The following is a 19,608-nucleotide window of genomic DNA, read 5'->3' on the forward strand; positions in this document are numbered from 1 at the left end:
ATCGATCAACCTGGGGTTCCTCCGGCCCTTGACCGGTTCCACCGGAGATTCTCCGGCCATCCACCCGCGTGGTCGATCACCCGCGGGCCCGGACCAGGCGCGCGGGATTAACGGCCGTTCACTCGGCGGGCCGCACCACGATCTCACGGACCTCACCCGACGTCGAGTCGGGGAACAGCACCCGCACCCGGTCGGCCACCATGCCGCGGGTGCCGACGTCGGTGTACTCGCCGCCGAGCCTGCCGACCGTGCGCCAGGTCCCGCTCACGTCCCGCAGCTGCACGAGCGCGCCCAGTGGCGTCCCGGCCGCGGCCAGCACCCGCACCCGGTCCACCGGGCGGGGTGCGCCGAGCGCGACGGTCGGGTCGGCGGCCCGGTGGCCGGTCTCCGGGTCGCCGTCGGCCCAGGCGTCGGCCGGGGCCGGGCGCACCGAGAACTCGCGCACCGCCAGCCAGTGCCGCTGGCCCGCGGTGGCGCGCAGCCGCAGGTACCGCACCGGCCGCGCGTCCAGGGCTGCGGACACCGAGGCCGAGCCGGGCAGCGTGCGCACGGTCTGCCAGCGGACCCCGTCCACCGAGCCCTCCAGCACGCCTGAGCGCAGGTAGTCCAGCGGCCGCGCGGCGGTGCCCATGCTCACCGCGACCGAGTCGAGCGGGCGCACCCGGCCGAGGTCGAGCACGTAGGCCGAGCCGGGGCGGGGGGCGGTGGAGCTCCAGTAGAAGGTGTCCACGTCGTCGTCGGCCATCCGGTCGGGCCCGTTGCCCGCGTAGGCGTCCGGGGCGGTGGTGGCGCGGGTCGGGCGGCTGATGCCGAGCGCGCGGTCGGAGGCCGCCAGCGCGGCGCCGACGAACCGGCCGTACTCGGCGGGGATCCGCGCGCCCGCCAGGGCCAGCCGCTCGCACCAGGCCCGGCGGTCGTCGCCGTTCGCGTGCGCCACCAGCATCCGCGCCGCGCCGCGCACCGGTTCCGCAGGCGAACCCTCGGCCCGCAGGTAGGCGTCCAGGACCGCGGCCGACCGGCGCAGGTCGGCGCCCGCGGTGTAGTCGGCCCAGAAGCCGGTGAGCGCCCCGGCCCGGTCCAGCGCGTCGGTGACCCGGGCCAGCCGGGCGTCCGGCTTGACGTAGGGGTCCGGTCGCTGCTCGGCCCGCGCGGCGCCGGGCGCCGCGACCAACGCGACGACCACGAGCGGCACGGCAACGCACAGCCGTCGGCCACCTGGGGGCACGGTCGATCCTCTCGTCTCGGGCGCGGTCACGTCCCAAGTGGTGGGTCGGCGCGTGCCCGCACATCCGGCCCCCCGGCCGGGCACACGGGCGCGATGCTGCCGGCCCCGCAGCGCCGACGCCAGTGCGCTCACCCGGACGGCCGTGCCAGTGTCCACTTGGTGGCCGGTCCCTCGACGGCCCACATGTCAAGGAGGTGACCGATCGGGCGCGGTCGACCGGGAAATGACTACGGGGTAACGAATCCGTGCGGTTGCCCGGCCGCGCGGACGCGGTCCGCGAGCGGCAGATCACGTTGACCCGAGCGGTCCAGGACCGATGTCGGGTCACCCCGGGAAGGCGTTGCCGCACAAGATGATCATGCCGTCGGCCGGGCTGGGAGCGCGCCCGCCGGGGCGGCGGCGAGCCCGGGACGCGGGCCGCTTGTCCGATCACGCTGCGTCGCCGACCGCACGCCCGCCGATCCCCCGAGCCCGCGGAGTCCGAATAGGACAGATCGGGCGGCGGGCCGGTTCGTCTACCGAGGGCGACGCTCGCCGGCGCGGGCGGGATGCCGCTCGGCGGTGCGGGTGGGACACGAGTGACACCGGGAGCGAGCGGTGGCTGTCTTTCCCACCGCGGGCCCCGCCGACCGGGTGGCGATCCCCGGGAACGGATCCACTTGGGAGATCCGGGAACGTCGAACCGGACACGGGCGGGAATCCGTGCGGCGGCGCGGACGATCAACGGCACGGCCGGGGAATTCCCTACCGAATCCCCTTCGTGTTCCGCTGCGCGAACACCGGTCGGACACCGACACCGGTTACGCGGAATTCCGCCAGGGGCGCGGGCGGATCGCGACGAAGTCGATCTCGAACCCGCGCCCGCACAGCGGATCCGACCCGGACGCGGGCAATGCGCCGCCCCCGACGGCAATCCCGAACCGTCCTGGCACGCGGAATTAACTACCTCGGCGGGTTCACTCCCGCGGTGGACATACTAAAGTGGGGCAATGCCCTCTGGTGACGCCGAGTCCACCGACCGACTTCCGCACTTCGACACCGTTCTCCGCGGGTACAACCCCCGCCAGGTCAACGAACGGGTCACCCGCCTCACCTACGACCTGCGCCACGCGTCCAAGGGCCGCGACGACGCGCAGGCGAAGGTCGCCGAGCTGACCAAGTCGCTCGGCTCGCTCCAGCAACAGCTGCTGGAGACGACCACCCGCCTGAACCGGATCAGCGCCAACCCCAACAGCACCGAGGGCATGACCGAGCGCGTCCGGTTGATGATGCAGCTCGCCGAGGAGGAGATCGCCGAGTTCAAGCGGCAGGCCGACGAGTACGGCGCCTCCACCCGCGCGGAGGCCGAGGCCTACGGCGCGAACACCCGCAAGGAAGCGGACGGGTACTCCTCGGCCACGCGCACCGCGGCCGATGACTACGCGGCGCAGACCCGGCTCAACGCCGAGGCCTACGCGAACAAGACCGCCAAGCAGGCCGACGACGCCGCCACCGGCGTGCGCGCCGAGGCGGACAAGTACGCCAAGGACCTGCGCGCCAAGCACGACAAGATGATCGGCGACCTGGAGGAGCGGCGCAGGCAGCTGGAGGCGGACTACACCCGCAACCACGCCGAGCTCGACGCCGAGTACGAGACCATGCGCGCGAACCTCGCGGCCGAGCACAAGAAGCTCATGGCCGACGCGCGCGCCGAGATCGAGGCGCAGACCAAGGCGAACGAGGCCCGTATCGCCCAGCTCCACGACGACGCCTCCGCCCACCGCGACCAGTTGGACGCGGAGGCGCTCGGCGTTCGTGAGCGGTTGGACGGGGAGTCGGCCGATCGTCGTGCCGCCGCCGAGGCGCAGGCGGACCAGGAGCTCGGCGAGAAGCGCGCGGCCGCCGAGGCCGAGCTGACCCGACGGACGGGCGAGGTCGAGGCGTCGTTGGCGGCCCGCAACGACGAGGTCGAGAAGAGCCTGGCCGAGCAGACCGCCGCCATCGAGGCCGCGTTGTTGGCGCAGACCGAGGAGACGGAGCAGGCGCTGGCCGACCAGCGGGCGTCGGCCGAGGCGGATATCAAGACCCAGCGGGATTCGGCGGAGAAGGCCGCTGCGCGGTTGGTGGCCGACGCGGAGAAGCAGAAGGCCGACACCGAGAAGTCGTTGGCTGCCGCGCGGTCTTCCGCCGATGCCGAGATCTCCGCCGCCCGGTCGGCCGCGGAGAAGGCGGCCGCGCGGTTGGTCGCGGACGCCGAGAAGAACAAGGCCGACACCGAGGCTGCCATGGCGGCTGCTCGTTCCGCTGCCGACGCGGAGATCTCGGCTGCCCGGTCGGCCGCGGAGAAGCACGCCGGGGACCTGGTGGCCGACGCCGAGGCGAAGTTGGCGGACGCCACTTCCCGGCATGAGCAGGCGGACGCGTTCGAGCGGCGGGTGTCCGAGCAGGTGAGCAGTACGTTCGCGGTGCTGGAGGAGGCCAAGCAGCATTTCGCGGAGAGCATGGCCGCGGTGCAGGCCAAGGCCGGTGCTGCTGCTTCCAAGAACGGAACTGCCCGGGTTCGGTGAGGTTTTGCTTTCAGGGGCCGTTCCTTTGTGGGGCGGCCCCTTTTATATGCGCCAGGGACGCGATTTCTGTTTCCGGCTCGCCCGGCCCGCACGGAAGATCGCAAAACAAAAGCGCCGACCGGACCCGGGTCCGATCGGCGCCGATGAAGCAAGCACTCAGCCGCGCACGACCTTGCCCGCCTTCAGGCACGAGGTGCAGACGTTCAGGCGCTTGCGCTGGGAGATGCCCAGGCGCGCGTGCACGGTCTGGATGTTCGGGTTCCAGCGGCGGTTGGTCCGCCGGTTCGAGTGCGAGACCGACTTGCCGAAGCCTGGCCCCTTGCCACAGACGTCGCACACGGCAGCCACGTCAGACACTCCTTCGCCTTGGTGTCGCCCGCCTTGGCCGCTAGCGGTGGCCGGTGGGCACGTACGAGGGCTCGGGCAGGCCCGAGCGTCTGCACAGGGTAACCGGTGCCGGGTCGGCCCTCCAAACCGGGGCGACCCGACCGGGGAAGGGGCGGGCTACCCTCGCCGGAAACCGGTGGGAGGTGGGGCGGTGTTGGAGGCGCTGGACGCGGGCCAGGTGCGCCGGTGGGTGGCGGCCTGCGTGCGGTCGCTGGACGCGCACCGGGGGGCCATCGACCGGATCAACGTGTTCCCGGTGGCGGACGGGGACACCGGGTCGAACCTGGTCGACACCTTCACCGCGGCCCTGGACGCCCTGCTGCGCGCGGACGCGCGCGAGCTGGCGGCCGCCGGTGGGGCGTTCGGGCTGGTGGCGAAGGGGGCGCTGGCCGGGGCGCGGGGGAACTCCGGGGTCATCGCCTCGCAGGTGCTGCGCGGGATGGCCGAGGCGGTGCGGGGGCTGGACGTGGTCACCGGGCCCGCGTTGCGCGCGGCGTTGCGGCGGGGGGCCGAGCTGGCGGCGCTGGCGGTGTCCGAGCCGGTGCCGGGGACGATGTTGAGCGTCCTCGACGCCGCTGCCGCCGCCGACGGTCCGGACACGCTGCACGCGGTCGCGCTGTCCGCCGCCCGCGCGGCCGCCGAGGCGCTCGACGCGACGCCCGGGCAGTTGGCCGTGCTCGCCGAGGCCGGGGTGGTCGACGCGGGTGGGCGCGGGGTGGTGGTCGTGTTGGACGCGCTGGTGGCCGTGGTGACGGAGCGGCCCGAGGCGACCGGGCACCTGGAAGTCCGGGAACCCGACGAGTCGGCTCCCGAGTGGCCGCAGGCCGAGGTGACCGCGCGGGAGGGTGGGTCCGAGCTGTACGGGTACGAGGTGATGTACCTGCTCAGCCGGACCACCGACGCGGCCGTCGAGAAGCTGCGCGGGGTGCTCGACCGGATCGGCGACTGTGTCTCCGTCGTGGGGGACGGTGATGAGCTGTGGACCGTCCATGTGCATTGCAATGACATCGGCGCCGCGATCGAGGCGGGTATCGACGCGGGCAGGCCACGGCGGATCCGGGTGGCGCGGTTCGCGGACACGGTCGCGCCGGGACGGTTCACGCGGGACCGGGCGGTGGTCGCGGCCGTGCGCGGGAGCGAGCTGGCGGAGCTGTTCCTCGCGGAGGGGGTGTCCGTGCTGCGCGTGGACGGTGCCGATCCGGACGCGTACGACCTGCTTGAGGTGATCACGAGCACGAGCGCCGCGCACGTCATAGTGCTCCCCGGGGACGCGGGCCTGATGGCGGTCGCGGACGAGGCGGCCGCGCGGGCGGTGGCGGCGGGACAGGACGTCGTGGTGGTGCCGTGCGCGTCGCCGGTGCAGGCGTTGGCGGCGATCGCCGTGCACGACCCGCGCAGGCGGGCCGGGGACGACGTGGTGGGCATGGCCGAGGCCGCCGCCGCGACCCGGCGCGGGGAGGTGATCGTGGCTGGTGAGGACGCGATCACCTGGATCGGGCCGTGTCGGGCCGAGGACGTGCTGGGGTTCGCCGACGGCGAGGTGGTGCTGATCGAGCCGGGGCCGCCGACGGCCGAGGTATTGATCCGGGCGACCGAGGCGGTGGTCGCGCGAATGCTCGCGGCGGGCGGCGAGCTGGTCACCGTGCTCTCCGGTCGGGGTGCTCCGCCGGAGCTGCCCGAGCGGCTCGGTGACTTCCTGCGCCGTGAACGACCCGACACCGACCTCACCGCGCATCCGGGCGGCCAGGCCGACTCGGTGGTCGTACTCGGACTGGAGTGACCCGGTGTCGGTGCGTAGCGGCAGAATCGGGTCATAATCGGGCCGGACGAGACGACAGGGGCGAGACCGCGACATGACGGCGTTGAGCGACCGCCTGGACCGGGTGGTGGGCAAGAAGTCCGCGGACGCGCTCGCCACCGCGTTCAAGCTGGAGACCGTGGGCGACCTGCTGCGGCACTACCCGCGCCGGTACGCCGAGCGCGGCCAGCTGACCGATATCGCCGGGCTGGAGGTCGGCGAGCACGTCACGGTGATGGCGAAGGTCGTGTCGGTGAACAAGCGGCAGATGAAGACCAAGCGCGGCTCGCTGGTGGAGGTGTCGCTCACCGACGGCAAACGCTCGCTGGACTGCGCGTTCTTCAACCAGCCGTGGCACGTCGACAAGCTCAAGCCGGGGATGAGCGCGCTGTTCGCGGGCAAGGTCACCGCGTTCCGCACCAAGCTGCAGCTCGCCAACCCGGACTACCAGCTGCTCGACGGCGACACCGACGCGGACGGCGCGGACGTCCCGGCGGTGGAGGAGTTCGCGGGCGGGCTGATCCCGGTCTATCCGGCCTCGGCGAAGATCCAGTCCTGGCAGATCGCCCAGTGCGTGCAGCAGACGTTGACCATGCTGGACGCGATCGAGGACCCGTTCCCGGACGAGCTGCGCGCCAAGCTCGGACTGCCCGGCTACGAGGAGTCGGTGCGCTCGATCCACCGCCCCGCGGAGTGGTCCGACCTGGAGACCGCGCGCACCCGGTTGAAGTGGGACGAGGCATTGTCCGTGCAGCTGGCGTTGGCGCAGCGGCGGCGCGCGGCCGAGGCCCGGCCCGCGCCGGAGTGCCCGCCGAAGCCGGGCGGCCTGCACGACGCGTTCGACGCGCGGCTGCCGTTCACGCTCACCGCCGGTCAGGTCGAGGTGGGCGAGGCCATCGCCGCCGACCTGGCGGGCAGCCACCCGATGAACCGGCTGTTGCAGGGCGAGGTCGGCTCCGGCAAGACGATCGTGGCGCTGCGCGCGATGCTCCAGGTGATCGACTCGGGCAGGCAGGCGGCGATGCTCGCGCCCACCGAGGTGCTCGCCGCGCAGCACGCCCGCTCACTGCGGGAGCTGCTCGGCGACCTGGGCCAGGGCGGCGAGCTGGGCGCGGCGGACGCCGCCACCCGGGTCACGCTGCTCACCGGCTCGCTGAACACCGCGCAGCGAAAGCAGGCCATGCTGGACGCGGCGAGCGGCGCGGCCGGGATCGTGGTCGGCACGCACGCGCTGATCCAGGACAAGGTGTCGTTCGCCGAGCTGGGCCTGGTGGTGGTGGACGAGCAGCACCGGTTCGGCGTGGAGCAGCGGGACGCGCTGCGCGGCCGGGCCGGGGCGAACCTGAGCCCGCACGTGCTGGTGATGACCGCCACGCCGATCCCGCGCACGGTCGCCATGACCGTCTACGGCGACCTGGAGACCTCCGCGCTGCGCGAGCTGCCCGCGGGCCGCTCCCCCATCGCCACCACCGTCGTGCCGGTCGCGGAGAAACCGGCCTGGCTGGACCGGGTGTGGCAGCGGGTGCGCGAGGAGGTCGCGGGCGGTCACCAGGGTTACGTGGTGTGCCCGCGCATCGGCGACGAGGAGGACGGTCCGGGCGGCAACGACGACCGCCGACCGCCGCTGGCGGTGCTGGACGTGGCGGCGGAGCTGTCCGCAGGCCCGCTCGCCGGGCTGCGGCTGGGCATCCTGCACGGGCGGCTGCCCGCCGACGAGAAGGACACCGTGATGCGGGCCTTCGCCGCCGGGGAGATCGACGTGCTGGTGGCCACCACGGTGGTCGAGGTCGGCGTGAACGTGCCCAACGCCACCGGCATGGTCATCCTGGACGCCGACCGGTTCGGTGTCAGCCAGCTGCACCAGCTGCGCGGCCGAGTCGGCCGGGGGTCGGCGGCGGGGGTGTGCCTGCTGGTCACCGAGATGCCCGGCGGCACGTCGACCCGGGACCGGCTGGACGCCGTTGCGTCCACTTTGGACGGCTTCGAGCTGGCCAGGATGGACCTGGAGCTGCGCCGCGAGGGCGACATCCTGGGCGCCTCGCAGTCCGGCGCCAAGTCCGGGCTGAAGATGCTGTCACTGATCCGCGACGAGCAGGTGATCGCGGACGCCCGCGTGGTGGCCCAGGCGCTGGTCGCCGACGACGCGAAGCTTGCCGCGTTCCCCGGACTGGCCCACATGGTCCACCAAGTCGTCGACTCAGACCGCGCCGAATATCTGGAAAAAGCCTAGGGATTTTGACCGTGTGGGTGACTCTACGGCTGCACTGCCTGCGCCAACAGGGCGCGTCCGACCACTTCGGACACTGTCTGGAGTGGACCGGTGCCCACGTCGTGCGGCTGGGTCAGCGCCACGTACACCGGGCGGTCGACGACGAACCAGGTGGACGAGGTCTCCCCGTCGACCGGCAGCCACTGCACGCCGGACACCGCCCGCAGCGCCGAGTCCGGCGCCAGCTCCGGCGGTTTCCCCAGGCCGCAGCGCAACACCACCGGATCCCCGACGCGGTCGCCCCAGGCGACGGCACCCTGCGGGGCCGGGTCCATCAGCGGCAGCTTCGCCAGCGGCTTGTCCCCGTTGGGCAGCTCGGCGGGCAGCGCGGCGAGCAGGGCCGCGCACTCGGCGGACCCGGCGGTCGGCGCGTCCACCGGCACCAGGCCGACGGGACCGGAGCGCTCGGCGGGCTCGTCTGCCCCGGGCAGCAACCGGCTGGCCACCACCACGCCGACGGCCAGCACGCCCGCGAGCACCGCGCCGGTGACGACGGCGGTGCGGGACGGGCCGGTGCGGGTCTGCTCGCTCACCCGCCCACTAGACCACGGCTCAGAGGTGCACCACCGGGCAGGTCAGCGTGCGGGTGATGCCCTCCACGTTCTGGATGCGGGCGACGACCAGCTGGCCGAGCAGGTCGACGTTGTCCGCCTCGGCGCGCACGATGACGTCGTACGGCCCGGTGACGTCCTCGGCCGTCGTGACGCCCGCGATACCCGAGATCTCCGCGGCCACCGCCGCGGCCTTGCCGACCTCGGTCTGGATCAGGATGTATGCGTGGACCACGGCGCGCCCCTTCGCGGCTAGGAGTCCCCAAGAGGTAGGAACGTGTCCAGCAACGTACCCCAGTTGCGTTTCATTGGGGATTCCGAATGTCGGTGATCGGAGGAAGCAGTGAGCCCGAACACGCCTGATGGCGCGGAAACCGTGGCCCAGGTAGGCGAGTTCGGTCTCATCGACCGGATCACCCGCGGCAGACCGCAGCCGCGCACCACGGTGGTGGGCCCCGGCGACGACGCCGCGGTGGTCGTCGCCGCGGACGGCCGGGTGGTGGCCAGCACCGACGTGCTGGTGGAGGGGGTGCACTTCCGGCTCGACTGGTCCAACCCGGACCACGTCGGCCGCAAGGCGGTGGCGGTGAACCTGGCCGACATCGCCGCGATGGGCGCGGTGCCCACGGCGGTCCTGGTGGGCCTGGCCTGCCCGGCCGAGACGGACGCCGAAGTGGTGGAGGGGCTGACCGCGGGCATGTGGCAGGAGGCCGCGCGGGCCAGGGTCGGGGTGGTGGGCGGCGACATGACCCAGTCCCCGACCCTGGTGATCTCGATCACCGCCTTGGGGGACCTGCAGGGGCGCGAGCCGGTGACCCGCGGTGGCGCGCTGCCCGGTGACGTGGTGGCGGTGGCGGGCAGGCTCGGCTGGAGCGCGGCCGGTCTCGCCGTGCTGGGCCGCGGTTTCCGCTCCCCGGTGAGCGTCGTGGGCGCGCACCGCTTCCCGGAGCCCCCGTACCCGGCGGGCCCGTTGGCCGCCGACGCGGGCGCCACCGCGATGATCGACGTGTCCGACGGCCTGCTCGCCGACCTAGGCCACATCAGCGCCGCGTCCACGGTCGCCATCGACGTCCGCACCGAGCTGGTCGAGGTGCACCAGCGGCTGGTCGACGTCGCCTCCGCGCTCGGCGGCGACCCCCGGCACTGGGTGCTCACCGGCGGCGAGGACCACGCGCTGGCCGCCACCTTCCCCGACCCGGCGGGCGTCCCGGACGGCTGGCGGGTGATCGGCACCGTCGCCCGGGGCAGCGGCGTGACCGTGGACGGGGCCCCGTACGCGGGCGCCACCGGCTGGCAGCACTGGCGCTGACCCCGCCCGGGGTGGGTGACAATCGGGGCGTGCGCATCGAGATCCGCGAATACGACCACCCCGACTCGGTCAAGCTGATCGCCGAGGTCCAACAGGAGTACGTCGTCCGCTACGGCGGCATCGACGACACCCCGGTGGACCCCGCCGAGTTCGCCCCGCCGCACGGCCTGTTCCTGGTCGGCTACCTGGACGAGGTCCCGCTGGCCTCCGGCGGCTGGCGCGCGCACGGCGACGGCGTCGCGGAGATGAAACGCCTGTACGTCAACCCGACCGCGCGCGGCCGGGGCCTGGCGCGGGCGATGCTCGCCGAGCTGGAACGCACGGTCGTGGCCGCGGGCCACCACCGGGTCATCCTGGAGACCGGCATGGCCCAGCCGGAGGCCATCGCCCTCTACGGGTCGTCCGGCTACACGGCCATCGACCCGTTCGGCCACTACGCCGACTCCCCGGAGTCGCGGCACTTCGGCAAGTCCCTGCCCGGGTGATCCCGGTCTCCACCAGGGTGAGTAGGGTGACCGGCCGTGGCACGACCGTTGACCGAGATCGTCGAATCCGGGTGGGCCGAGGCGCTGGCGCCCGCCACCGACAAGATCACCGCCATGGGCGAGTTCCTGCGCGCGGAGATCGCCGCCGGGCGGCGCTACCTGCCCGCCGGGGAGAACGTGCTCCGCGCGTTCCAGCAGCCCTTCGCGGACGTGCGGGTGCTGATCGTGGGCCAGGACCCGTATCCGACGCCGGGGCACGCGGTGGGGCTGTCGTTCTCGGTGGCGCCGGATGTCCGGCCCATTCCGAAAAGCCTGATCAACATCTACAAGGAGTATGTGGAGGACCTGGGGCATCCGACGCCGTCCAATGGGGATCTGACGCCTTGGGCCGAGCATGGGGTGCTGTTGTTGAACAGGGCTTTGACGGTGGAGCCTGGGAAGTCCAACTCGCACCAGGGGAAGGGGTGGGAGGAAGTGACGGAGCAGGCTATTCGGGCGTTGGCGGCTCGCGGGGGGCCGTTGGTGGCTATTTTGTGGGGGCGGAACGCGCGTAATCTGCGGCCGATGCTCGGGGCGGTGCCTGCTATCGAGTCGGCGCATCCTAGTCCGTTGTCGGCGCGTAGTGGGTTTTTTGGGTCTCGGCCGTTCAGTCGGGCCAATGAGTTGTTGGTGGAGCAGGGGGCTGAGCCGGTGGACTGGAAGCTGCCCTGAGGTTCCGGGTCACCGACCCGTGTCCTCGGGCCGGTTTCTCTTTCGAGGGATTCGCTCGGCCGCGCTTGCCGATCCTCCCGCGCTTCGCGCGGAATGATTCGTGGTGGAGGATTGGCCGTCGTGGCTGGTCGCCCTGGCCAGAAGGGACAGTAAGGACGGGATAGTGGTGGTCAGCTGGGTGCGCGAGCAGGCCGCGTAGCCGAGGGCGACGCCGAACCAGGTGGGGCGGGCGGCGTGGTGGCGGGCCAGGCCGTCCAGGAGGATGCCGTGGGTGTGGCCGTCGGTGATGAGGGTGCGTTCGGCTTCGGCGGTGGGGACAGGGATGACGAGGTGGGCGCCCGCGTCGTCGCCCAGGTAGGGGATGTCGGCCTGGATGAGGGCGTCGACCAGGAGGGTGCGGCGGTCGGACAGTTCGCGGCGGAGGCGGCGGAGGTGTCTGCCCAGGTCGCCGTTTCTGGCCAGTTCCACCAGTACCAGCTGTCCGGCGGCTGCGGGACTCGTACCGGTGGCGTCGCGGTAGGCGAGGACGGCGGCGATGATCGGGGGTGGGGCGACCATCCAGCCGATGCCCAGGGCGGGGGTGAGGATCTTGGACGTGGTGCCCAGGTGCACCACGACATCGGGGGCGAGCGCGGCCAGCAGGGGTAGTGGGGCGACGTCGTAGCGGAGTTCGCCGTCGTAGTCGTCCTCGATGACCAGCCAGCCCTCGCGGCGGGCGCGGGCGACCAGTTCGACGCGGCGGGCGGCGGACATGCGTCTGCCCAGTGGGTATTGGTGCGCGGGTGAGCAGTAGACGACCTTGGTGCCTGCCGGGACGGCGCCGGGCAGAAGACCGTCGGCGTCGACCGGGGCGGGGAGGACGCGCAGGCCTGCGGCGCGCATGGTGTCGACCGCGCGCTGGTAGCCGGGTTCCTCGACGGCCACCACGTCGCCGCGTTTCAGGACGGCGGCGGCGAGTTCGGTGACGGCGGCGGTGGTTCCGCTGGTGGCCAGTACCGACTCGCCCTCGCCGTCGGCGAAGCCGTCCAAGGCCTCGTTCACGCGGAGGCCGCGGTGCCGCAGCAGGTGTTCGGCGATGACCGCGCGGTAGCCTGCCAGGCCTGCCCGGACGGGACGGGACATCGGGCCCGCGTCGGCGGCGCCCCGCCAGGCGCGACGCCACGCGGAGCGGTCGATGCCCTCCACCCAGGGGGAGCCGGGGCGCAGGTCGACTGCGGATCCCTCGTCCGCGCCGGTCGGTACGACGCGGGGGCGGGCGCGGGGTGAGCCGGGGGGCGCGGTGGTGACATAGGTGCCCGAGCCGTGCTTGCCGGTGATCCAGCCTTCCGCGTGCAGCTGCTCATAGGCGGCGGCGGTCACGGTCCGGCTGACGTTGAGTTGGACGGCCAGGGCGCGGGTCGACGGGAGTCGGTCACCGCTGCGGAGTCTGCCGTCGCCCGCCGCCGCGCGGAGCTCCTCGGCCAGCTGGACCGCGAGGGGGGTCGGGGACGCGCGGTCGAGGATCACCGGCAGGGCGGGGCTCTCCGACACCAGTGGCCTCCTGAAATCGCCGAGCTGTGGCCCTGTCAGGATGCCACTGTCGGCGGTCAGCATGACAGGCATGACCACTGACGTCCCAGCCCAGGAGCTGTCCCCCACTCCCCGCAGCACCATCCGCCGGGGTTCCGAGCGCGCGCGGGCCGACCGGGCCGAGCTGTGGGCGGTGCTGGACGCGGGGCTGGTCTGCCACCTGTCGACGGTGGTCGATGGCGCGCCGCTGGTCCTGCCCACCGGCTACGGCCGGGACGGCGACACTCTCTACCTGCACGGTTCGACCGGCGCGCGCAGCCTGCGTGCGGCTGCCTCCGGTATGGAGGTGTGCGTCGCGGTGACACTGCTCGACGGCGTGGTCTACGCGCGGTCGGTGTTCCACCACTCGATGAACTACCGCTCGGCCGTGATCCACGGCACCGCCGTGCGGATCGACGACCCGGACGCCAAGATGCACGGCCTGCGCGTGCTCACCGAGCATCTCGCCCCCGGCTCGTGGGACCACACCCGGCTGCCCAACGCCAAGGAGTTCGCGGCGACCGCCGTACTGGCGCTGGACCTGTCCGAGGCGGCGGTCAAGGTGCGCTCCGGCCCGCCCGGGGACGACCCGGCGGACGAGGCCACCGACCTGGTGTGGGCGGGTGTGCTGCCGATCCGCCAGGTGTGGGGCGAGCCGCAGTCGGCGGCGGCGCACGCCGTCCCGGCGCACGTCACCGCGCGGGCGGCAACGGCTCCAGACCGGTGACCGGGTCGATGCGGTAGTTGCGCATGGCCGGGCGGTTCGACCGGTAGACGTGCACGCTCACCGCCGGGTCGGGCGAGTCGTTGCGCACCTGGTGCACGTAGCCCGGCCCGAACACGCGGGACTGCCCGGCGGTCAGCGTGTGCAGCACCTCGGCGGCCCGGCCGGGCACCGCGACCCGCTCGGTCAGCGTGCCGCTCACCACGGTGAACGCGCCCGTGGCGAAGGAGTGGTCGTGCAGGTCGGTGCCCTGGCCGGGCAGCCAGCTCAGCAGCCACACCTCTTGGTCCTCGGTGCGCTCGACCAGCGCGGCGAACCGCTCGACCGGGTCGTAGCGCAGCAGCCGCGCCCAGCGGGCACGGTCCAGCGCGTACTCGCGGGCGGTCAGGACGGGGTGCGCGGTGGCCGGGGTGGCGGCGAGCGCGACGGTGTTGGGCGGCACGGCGAACATGCGGGATCTCTCGATCTCTTCGAGGTGCGGACGGCCGAAAGCCGGAACGGCTCTGGAGAGAAGAACGCTGCGGGACACGCGAACTCATACGGCCCGTCGACGCGGGCCTGATGGGATGAGTCGGATCACCGACAGAGACAGCAACAGCGCGCGCCGCCGACCCGGCCGAGGTCGAGACCCCGTCGGTCGATACCGGCGCTGCGCGTCACGCCGCACAGCGAACCAGGCCGGAATACCGGGGTCAACCCCGCCCATCCAGTGGGAAGATCCCTCGCGGCGCAGGTCACGGCGGTGCCCGCGCCCCCGACACCAAACCACCGCGCTCGCTGCGCCGAATGCACCGCGATGTCCGACAGGCATGCCGGCACGCGGGGAGAGGGTTCCCGGTGGCCGGTCGACGAGAGCGGGTGGGCATGGCCGAACGGGTTCGGCGGATCGCGGGCGGGGCCGGGACCGAGCAGGTGCCGCCCGAACCCGAGGCCCTGTTGCTGCTGGTGGCGCGCGGGGACGAGGGCGCCTTCGAGCGGCTGTACGACCTGGTGTCGGGGCCGGTGTTCGGCCTGGTCCGGCGGATCGTGCGGGACCCGGCGCAGTCGGAGGAGGTGACCCAGGAGGTGCTGTTGGAACTGTGGCGCACCGCCGCGCGGTACAGCCCGGACCGGGGCAGCGCCATGACCTGGGTCATGACCCTGGCACACCGTCGCGCGGTCGACCGGGTGCGGTCCGCGCAGTCGGCCACCGACCGGGAGGACCGAGCGCACCGACGCGAGGCCACCAGACCGTTCGACGAGGTGGCCGAGCAGGTGAGCACGCGGCTGGAACACGAACAGGTGCGCCGCTGCCTGTCCTCGCTCACGGATCTGCAGCGGGAGTCGGTGGAACTGGCCTACTACCGGGGGCTGACCTACCGGGAAGTGGCGGAACTGCTGGACACCCCGCTGGGGACGATCAAAACCAGACTGCGGGACGGCCTCATCCGCCTGCGCGACTGCCTGGGGGTGGCCCGATGACCGCCGACATCCACGCGCTGACCGGCGCCTACGCCCTGGACGCGATCCCGGACGTGGAACGCGCCGCGTTCGAGCGCCACCTGGCCGAGTGCGACTCGTGCGCGCAGGAGGTCCGTGAGCTGCAGGCCACTGCCGCCCGGTTGGGCTCGGCGGCCGCCGTACCGCCGCCGCCGGAGCTGAAGGCCCGTGTTCTCGCGCGTGTCTCCCAGGTTCGCCAGCTGCCGCCGGTGGTTCTGCCCCGACAGGGCAGCCGGTCGTGGCCGCTGCGGGCTACCGGGTTCGCGGCCGCCGTGCTGTTGGTGGTGTCGGTGTCGCTCGGGGTGCTGTTGGTTCGGAGCAACAGCGACCTGGACTCGGAGCGGACGCAGAACAGTGCGCTGACGGGGCTGTTGTCCGCTTCCGATGCCCGGATCGGCTCCGGGACGGCGGCCGGTGGGACCAATGCCACGATCGTGGTGTCCCGGTCGCGGGGGCAGGTCATGGTGATGGCCGATCATGTGCCGCCCGCGCCCGCGGGGAAGGTCTATCAGGGGTGGCTGATGGGCGAGGGCGAGCCCCGCTCGCTCGGCCTGCTCAACCCGGACGCGGCCGGTCGCATGTCCATGTTGGACAGCCGGGACCTGTCGGGCGCCCGGCAGTTCGGGATCAGCGTGGAGGCGGCGGGCGGATCGACTACGCCGTCCAGCGACATCATGATGAGTATGGCGCTGCCCGGGTAGGGACTGCTCGCCTGCGGCACCGCGCGGGTTTGTGCGGGTGGAATGACTTTGCGTGGGCCCCTCGGGACCCACGCAAAGTCATTCCGTCAGCCCTGCTCCAGCGCCGCCAGCACATCGGCCACCAGGTCGTCGGCGTCCTCACACCCGCACGAGAACCTCAACAACCCCTCCCCCACCGGATCCCCCCACTGCGCCCGTCGATCCGCGTTCGAGTGCAACCCCCCGAAGCTCGTCATGGCCGACACCCACCGTGCGGACGCCACAAACTTCTCCGCGGCAGCGGCCGACTCAAGCTCGAACGACACCACTCCCCCGAACCGCCGCATCTGCCGTGAAGCCACCGCGTACGAGGGGTCATGCGGCGACCCCGGCCACCGCACCCACCGAACCCGGGGGTGCGCACGCAACACCTCATATACAGCCGCGGCGTTCTCCGCCTGCCGCGCCAGCCGGAGATCCAACGTGCCCAGCCCCCGATGGGCCAACCATGCCTCGAACGGACCAGGGATCGCCCCGCTGACAGTGCGCTCCGCGCGCAGTCTGTCGATCAACGACACATCGGCGGTACTCACATGGCCCAACAGGACATCGCTGTGCCCGGACAGTGCCTTCGTGTCGCTGGCCAGGGTGATGTCCGCGCCGAGCTCCAACGGCCGCTGCCCCAACGGCGTCGCCGTCGTGTTGTCCACCGCCACGAGGGCGCCCGCCCGGTGCGCGAGCGCGGACACCGCCGCGATGTCGCAGACGTCGAGGCCCGGGTTGGACGGTGTTTCCAGTAACACCAGGCGCGCGCCGGAAACCATGTCCTCGGTCCACCGCGCGGCCGTGGGAACCTCGCGGACGGTCACCTCCAGGTGGTCCCGGACGTAGGACCGGATCAGGAAGTAGCCGTCCGCCGGGAGGACCACCGTGTCACCCGTGCGGAGAACCGTCCGCAGCACGGACGAGACCGCCGCCATCCCCGAGGCGTACACCACGCACTCGCCGCCGTCCAGGTCGCCGATGGCGGATTCCAGGGCCTGCCAGGTGGGGTTGGCCGCGCGGCCGTAGAAGTCCGGGCCGCCCAAGTGGAACTGCGAGGTCAGCACCGGCTGCGGCGGCACCGGACCGCCCGGCACCCCGGCGGGCTGGCCCGCGTGCACGCAGCGGGTTCCGTCGCCGGTCACCGTTCCGGCCTCAGTTTGCGGCCGATGAGCTGGCCCGCCATCTCGTGCGGGTCGAAGCCGTCGTGGCAGACGCGGTGCACCACCTCGGTGATCGGCATCTCCACACCGTGCCGCACGGCCAGTTCCCGGATGGACGAACAGGACTTCACGCCCTCGGCGACCTGTCCGCCCACCGCGGCCTGGGCCTGGGTCATGGTCTCGCCGCGGCCGAGCCGGGCGCCGAAGGTGCGGTTGCGGGAGAGCGGCGACGAGCACGAGGCGACCAGGTCGCCCAGGCCCGCCAGGCCCGCGAAGGTCATCGGGTCGGCGCCGAGGGCCGCGCCAAGCCTGCCGATCTCGGCCAGGCCGCGGGTCATCAGCGTGGCCAGGGTGTTGGCGCCGAAGCCGAGGCCGTCGGCCATGCCGCAGGACAGCGCGATGACGTTCTTGCCCGCGCCGCCGAGCTCGCAGCCGACCACGTCGGTGATCGTGTACGGCCGGAAGTAGCCGGTGGTGCAGGCGCGCTGCACGGCGACCGCGCGGTCGTGGTCGCGGCAGGCGATGACGGTGGCGGTCGGCTGCTCCGCGGCGATCTCCTTGGCCAGGTTGGGCCCGGACACCACGGCGACCTGGTCCTCGGCCACCCCGGTGACGTCCACCACGACCTCGCTCATCCGCTTGAGCGTGCCCAGTTCCACGCCCTTGGCCAGGCTCACCAGGGTGGCGTCCGGCCGCAGCAGGCCGCGCCACGCGGTGAGGTTGTGCCGGAGCACCTGGCTGGGCACCGCGAGCACGACCGTGTCCGCGCCGTCCAGCGCCACCCGCGGGTCCGATGTGGACCTCAGGGTGCCGGGCAGCCGGACACCGGGCAGGTAGGCGCCGTTGACCCGGGTCTCGGCGATCTCCTCGGCCAGGTCCCGGCGGCGCGCCCAGAGGGTGATCTCGCGGCCGGTGTCGGCCATCACCTTGGCGAACGTGGTGCCCCACGATCCCGCGCCCATCACGGTGATCCCGCCGCCCGCGGTGGACACGGTCAGCTCGCCCCGTCGCCCGCGGCAGGATCGACCGACCCGGTGGACCCGGTCGGCTCGGCAGGCTTGGCGGACTTGGCCGGTTCAGTTGACGCAGCCGGTTCAGTGGACACGGCCGGTTCAGTTGACGCGGCAGGTTCGGCGGGCTTGGGGCGCCGGGGCGGGCGGTAGAACTCCTCGGGCGCGGTCTCCCCGCGCACCTCGGCCAGCAGTGCTCGCACCTCGGTCATCAACAGGTAGGTGACGTCGCGCAGCAACCGGTTGGTGACCGGCTGCCCGCGGTAGGCGGACAGGTCCACCGGGTCGCCGACCAGCGTGACGACCTCCTTGCGCGGCAGCGGGCGGAACTTCTTCGTGTATCCGTCCCAGATCCTGTTGGTGCCCCAGCGCGCGGCCGGGATGACCGGCGCGTCGGTCTCCAGCGCCAGCCGGGCGACGCCGGTGTGCGGGCGCATCGGCCAGCCGTCCGGGTCCTTGGTGATGGTGCCCTCGGGGTAGATGAGCACCAGTTTGCCCTCGCGCAGCGCGTCGTGCGCGGCGCGCAGGCTGTCCCGGGCCTCCGCGGCGCCGCGGTAGACCGGGATGCCGCCGGACCCGGCGAGCATCTTCCCGAACACCGGCACCTTGAACAGGCTGTCCTTGGCCATGAACCGGGGCACCCGCCCGTTGCGGTGCACCATCACCGCGTCGTTGGGCGGGTCCAGGTGGGAGATGTGGTTCATCACCAACAGGCCCGCTCCCTCCCGGGGCAACTTCTCCGCGCCGCGGTAGGTGCGCTTGCCCAGCCAGCTCAGCGGGTAGAACACGACCGCGGCCGCGCCCACCCAGAACCCGCCCTTCTCCCGCTTGCCCAAATCCGAACTCCCATCCGTCCGAGAACACCGGTGCCGACCTGGTGAGTCTTCCTGGCGGGTCCGGCGGCGGTCCAGACGGGGTGGTCGCGCGTGCACCGGATCGGGGACGGCCGGCAGTATCGGACGGGTGGGGAGCCTGGTGGGTCTGGTCGTGCCGGTGAAGCACCTGGACCGGGCGAAGTCCCGGTTGCGTGGCGCGGTCCCGGGCGGCGCGGTCGAGCACCGCGCGCTGGTGCTGGCCGTGGTGACGGACACGGTCACCGCCGCGCTGGCCGCGCCCGGGGTGGGTCGGGTGCTGGTGGTGTGCGAGGACGAACGGGTGGTGGCCGCGTTCGCGGGCACCGGCGCGGAGTGCGTGGACGAACGCGGCCTGCCCGGTCTGAACGCGGCGCTGCGCTTCGGCGCCGCGCGGCTGCGCGCGGACGATCCGACGGGTGTGGTGGGAGCGTTGCAGGCGGACCTGCCCGCGCTGCGGCCCGAGGACCTGGCGGCGGCGGTGGCCGAGGCCGACGGCAGGCGCGCGTTCGTGCCGGACCGTCCGGGCACCGGCACCGCGTTGTTGTTGAGCGCCCGGGGAGCGGCGCTGTCGCCCCGGTTCGGCGCTGGTTCGGCGGCGGCGCACGGGGTCGACGCGGTGCGCGTGGCGGAGGCGGCCGCTCGACTGCGTTGCGATGTGGACACCCCGGGTGACCTGCGGCTGGCACAGGCCCTCGGACTGGGCAGGCGGACCGCCCGGCTGGTGCTCGCCACAGCCGATCCGGCCTGATCACCGGGGTCGTCGAGGGGTCGACACGCGGAGAATTCACGGTCGTGTAGCCCGCGGGGATGCGCTATTCCGGCCGCGG

18 protein-coding genes and 1 pseudogene are annotated in these 19,608 nt (G+C 72.9%); 10 read left to right on the plus strand and 9 right to left on the minus strand.

What is annotated here, in order from left to right:
• Nucleotides 1-118: 118 nt before the first annotated feature.
• On the minus strand, nucleotides 119-1,225 hold the full coding sequence (locus C503_RS0110125; protein ID WP_156893115.1) for a discoidin domain-containing protein: 1,107 nt from the start codon (nucleotides 1,223-1,225) through the stop codon (nucleotides 119-121).
• Nucleotides 1,226-2,214: 989 nt separating this feature from the next.
• Here C503_RS0110125 and C503_RS43160 point away from each other — a divergent pair.
• A complete protein-coding gene (locus C503_RS43160; protein ID WP_018682089.1) occupies nucleotides 2,215-3,771 on the plus strand; it encodes a coiled-coil domain-containing protein in 1,557 nt (518 codons plus the stop codon).
• Between the two features lie 156 nt (nucleotides 3,772-3,927).
• On the opposite strand, the gene rpmB is transcribed toward C503_RS43160, so the two are convergent.
• Entirely contained in the window at nucleotides 3,928-4,119 is a 192-nt protein-coding gene (rpmB, locus tag C503_RS0110135) for a 50S ribosomal protein L28 (protein ID WP_018682090.1), read from the minus strand.
• A gap of 190 nt (nucleotides 4,120-4,309) precedes the next feature.
• Here rpmB and C503_RS0110140 point away from each other — a divergent pair, with 190 nt between their 5' ends.
• Both C503_RS0110140 and recG read left to right on the plus strand, forming a co-directional pair.
• Nucleotides 4,310-5,938 (plus strand): DAK2 domain-containing protein, encoded by a 1,629-nt coding sequence (locus C503_RS0110140; protein ID WP_018682091.1) that lies wholly within the window; start codon nucleotides 4,310-4,312, stop codon nucleotides 5,936-5,938.
• 73 nt (nucleotides 5,939-6,011) lie between these two features.
• Nucleotides 6,012-8,186, plus strand: coding sequence for an ATP-dependent DNA helicase RecG (recG, locus tag C503_RS0110145; protein WP_018682092.1), 2,175 nt, complete (start codon nucleotides 6,012-6,014; stop codon nucleotides 8,184-8,186).
• 23 nt (nucleotides 8,187-8,209) lie between these two features.
• Here recG and C503_RS0110150 read toward each other — a convergent pair whose 3' ends face one another.
• Complete coding sequence (locus C503_RS0110150) at nucleotides 8,210-8,758, minus strand: DUF3515 domain-containing protein (protein WP_018682093.1); 549 nt, start codon at nucleotides 8,756-8,758, stop codon at nucleotides 8,210-8,212.
• Between the two features lie 19 nt (nucleotides 8,759-8,777).
• Nucleotides 8,778-9,011 carry an Lrp/AsnC ligand binding domain-containing protein gene (locus tag C503_RS0110155; protein WP_018682094.1) on the minus strand — a complete coding sequence of 78 codons (234 nt, stop codon included), beginning with the start codon at nucleotides 9,009-9,011 and terminating at the stop codon, nucleotides 8,778-8,780.
• A 108-nt stretch (nucleotides 9,012-9,119) separates the two neighbouring features.
• Between C503_RS0110155 and C503_RS0110160 the strand changes: the two genes are divergently transcribed.
• Genes C503_RS0110160 through C503_RS0110170 form a run of 3 tightly spaced genes read left to right on the plus strand, consistent with a single transcriptional unit; the run spans nucleotide 9,120 to nucleotide 11,281 of the window.
• Nucleotides 9,120-10,085 (plus strand): thiamine-phosphate kinase, encoded by a 966-nt coding sequence (locus C503_RS0110160; protein WP_018682095.1) that lies wholly within the window; start codon nucleotides 9,120-9,122, stop codon nucleotides 10,083-10,085.
• A gap of 29 nt (nucleotides 10,086-10,114) precedes the next feature.
• Complete coding sequence (locus C503_RS0110165) at nucleotides 10,115-10,570, plus strand: GNAT family N-acetyltransferase (RefSeq protein WP_018682096.1); 456 nt, start codon at nucleotides 10,115-10,117, stop codon at nucleotides 10,568-10,570.
• 36 nt (nucleotides 10,571-10,606) lie between these two features.
• Entirely contained in the window at nucleotides 10,607-11,281 is a 675-nt protein-coding gene (locus C503_RS0110170; RefSeq protein WP_245572442.1) for a uracil-DNA glycosylase, read from the plus strand.
• Nucleotides 11,282-11,290: 9 nt separating this feature from the next.
• Here the strand turns inward: C503_RS0110170 and C503_RS0110175 are convergent, their stop codons facing one another.
• Nucleotides 11,291-12,814, minus strand: a complete 1,524-nt coding sequence (locus tag C503_RS0110175; protein WP_245572450.1) for an aminotransferase-like domain-containing protein — start codon at nucleotides 12,812-12,814, stop codon at nucleotides 11,291-11,293.
• A 67-nt stretch (nucleotides 12,815-12,881) separates the two neighbouring features.
• On the opposite strand from C503_RS0110175, the gene C503_RS0110180 reads away from it, so the two are divergent.
• The gene (locus C503_RS0110180; protein ID WP_018682099.1) at nucleotides 12,882-13,556 is read left to right on the plus strand and encodes a pyridoxamine 5'-phosphate oxidase family protein; all 675 of its coding nucleotides are present in this window, start codon (nucleotides 12,882-12,884) and stop codon (nucleotides 13,554-13,556) included.
• Here the strand turns inward: C503_RS0110180 and C503_RS0110185 are convergent.
• Nucleotides 13,522-14,004, minus strand: a complete 483-nt coding sequence (locus tag C503_RS0110185) for a cysteine dioxygenase (protein WP_018682100.1) — start codon at nucleotides 14,002-14,004, stop codon at nucleotides 13,522-13,524. The two genes, C503_RS0110180 and C503_RS0110185, sit on opposite strands and share 35 nt — an antisense overlap.
• A gap of 413 nt (nucleotides 14,005-14,417) precedes the next feature.
• On the opposite strand from C503_RS0110185, the gene C503_RS0110190 reads away from it, so the two are divergent.
• Complete coding sequence (locus C503_RS0110190; protein WP_026316143.1) at nucleotides 14,418-15,014, plus strand: sigma-70 family RNA polymerase sigma factor; 597 nt, start codon at nucleotides 14,418-14,420, stop codon at nucleotides 15,012-15,014.
• Nucleotides 15,011-15,733 (plus strand): anti-sigma factor, encoded by a 723-nt coding sequence (locus C503_RS0110195; RefSeq protein ID WP_018682102.1) that lies wholly within the window; start codon nucleotides 15,011-15,013, stop codon nucleotides 15,731-15,733. The genes C503_RS0110190 and C503_RS0110195 overlap by 4 nt, the downstream gene beginning before the upstream one ends.
• Before the next feature lie 86 nt (nucleotides 15,734-15,819).
• Here the strand turns inward: C503_RS0110195 and C503_RS0110200 are convergent, their stop codons facing one another.
• The 3 genes and pseudogenes from C503_RS0110200 to C503_RS0110210 all read right to left on the minus strand — a co-directional run.
• Nucleotides 15,820-16,899: a cystathionine gamma-lyase gene (locus C503_RS0110200; RefSeq protein WP_018682103.1), complete on the minus strand. Its 1,080-nt coding sequence runs from the start codon at nucleotides 16,897-16,899 to the stop codon at nucleotides 15,820-15,822.
• On the minus strand, nucleotides 16,896-17,879 hold the full coding sequence (locus tag C503_RS0110205) for an NAD(P)H-dependent glycerol-3-phosphate dehydrogenase (protein ID WP_033400475.1): 984 nt from the start codon (nucleotides 17,877-17,879) through the stop codon (nucleotides 16,896-16,898). Before C503_RS0110205 ends, C503_RS0110200 begins: the two co-directional genes overlap by 4 nt.
• Nucleotides 17,880-18,088: 209 nt before the next feature.
• Nucleotides 18,089-18,763, minus strand: a pseudogene (locus tag C503_RS0110210) (lysophospholipid acyltransferase family protein); the annotation flags it as partial.
• Nucleotides 18,764-18,902: 139 nt separating this feature from the next.
• Here C503_RS0110210 and cofC point away from each other — a divergent pair.
• Complete coding sequence (gene cofC, locus C503_RS0110215) at nucleotides 18,903-19,529, plus strand: 2-phospho-L-lactate guanylyltransferase (RefSeq protein WP_018682106.1); 627 nt, start codon at nucleotides 18,903-18,905, stop codon at nucleotides 19,527-19,529.
• The last annotated feature ends 79 nt before the right edge of the window (nucleotides 19,530-19,608 follow it).

Origin of the sequence: Actinokineospora enzanensis DSM 44649 (genome assembly GCF_000374445.1) — a bacterium.
Taxonomy (GTDB): Bacteria; Actinomycetota; Actinomycetes; order Mycobacteriales; family Pseudonocardiaceae; genus Actinokineospora; species Actinokineospora enzanensis.

Coding starts and splice junctions, on each gene's coding strand:
- C503_RS43160 (WP_018682089.1), top strand. CDS start 2,215: ATGCCCTCTGGTGACGCCGAGTCCACCGACCGACTTCCGCACTTCGAC.
- recG (WP_018682092.1), top strand. CDS start 6,012: ATGACGGCGTTGAGCGACCGCCTGGACCGGGTGGTGGGCAAGAAGTCC.
- C503_RS0110180 (WP_018682099.1), top strand. CDS start 12,882: ATGACCACTGACGTCCCAGCCCAGGAGCTGTCCCCCACTCCCCGCAGC.
- C503_RS0110185 (WP_018682100.1), bottom strand. CDS start 14,004: ATGTTCGCCGTGCCGCCCAACACCGTCGCGCTCGCCGCCACCCCGGCC.
- C503_RS0110190 (WP_026316143.1), top strand. CDS start 14,418: ATGGCCGAACGGGTTCGGCGGATCGCGGGCGGGGCCGGGACCGAGCAG.
- C503_RS0110195 (WP_018682102.1), top strand. CDS start 15,011: ATGACCGCCGACATCCACGCGCTGACCGGCGCCTACGCCCTGGACGCG.
- C503_RS0110205 (WP_033400475.1), bottom strand. CDS start 17,879: ATGGGCGCGGGATCGTGGGGCACCACGTTCGCCAAGGTGATGGCCGAC.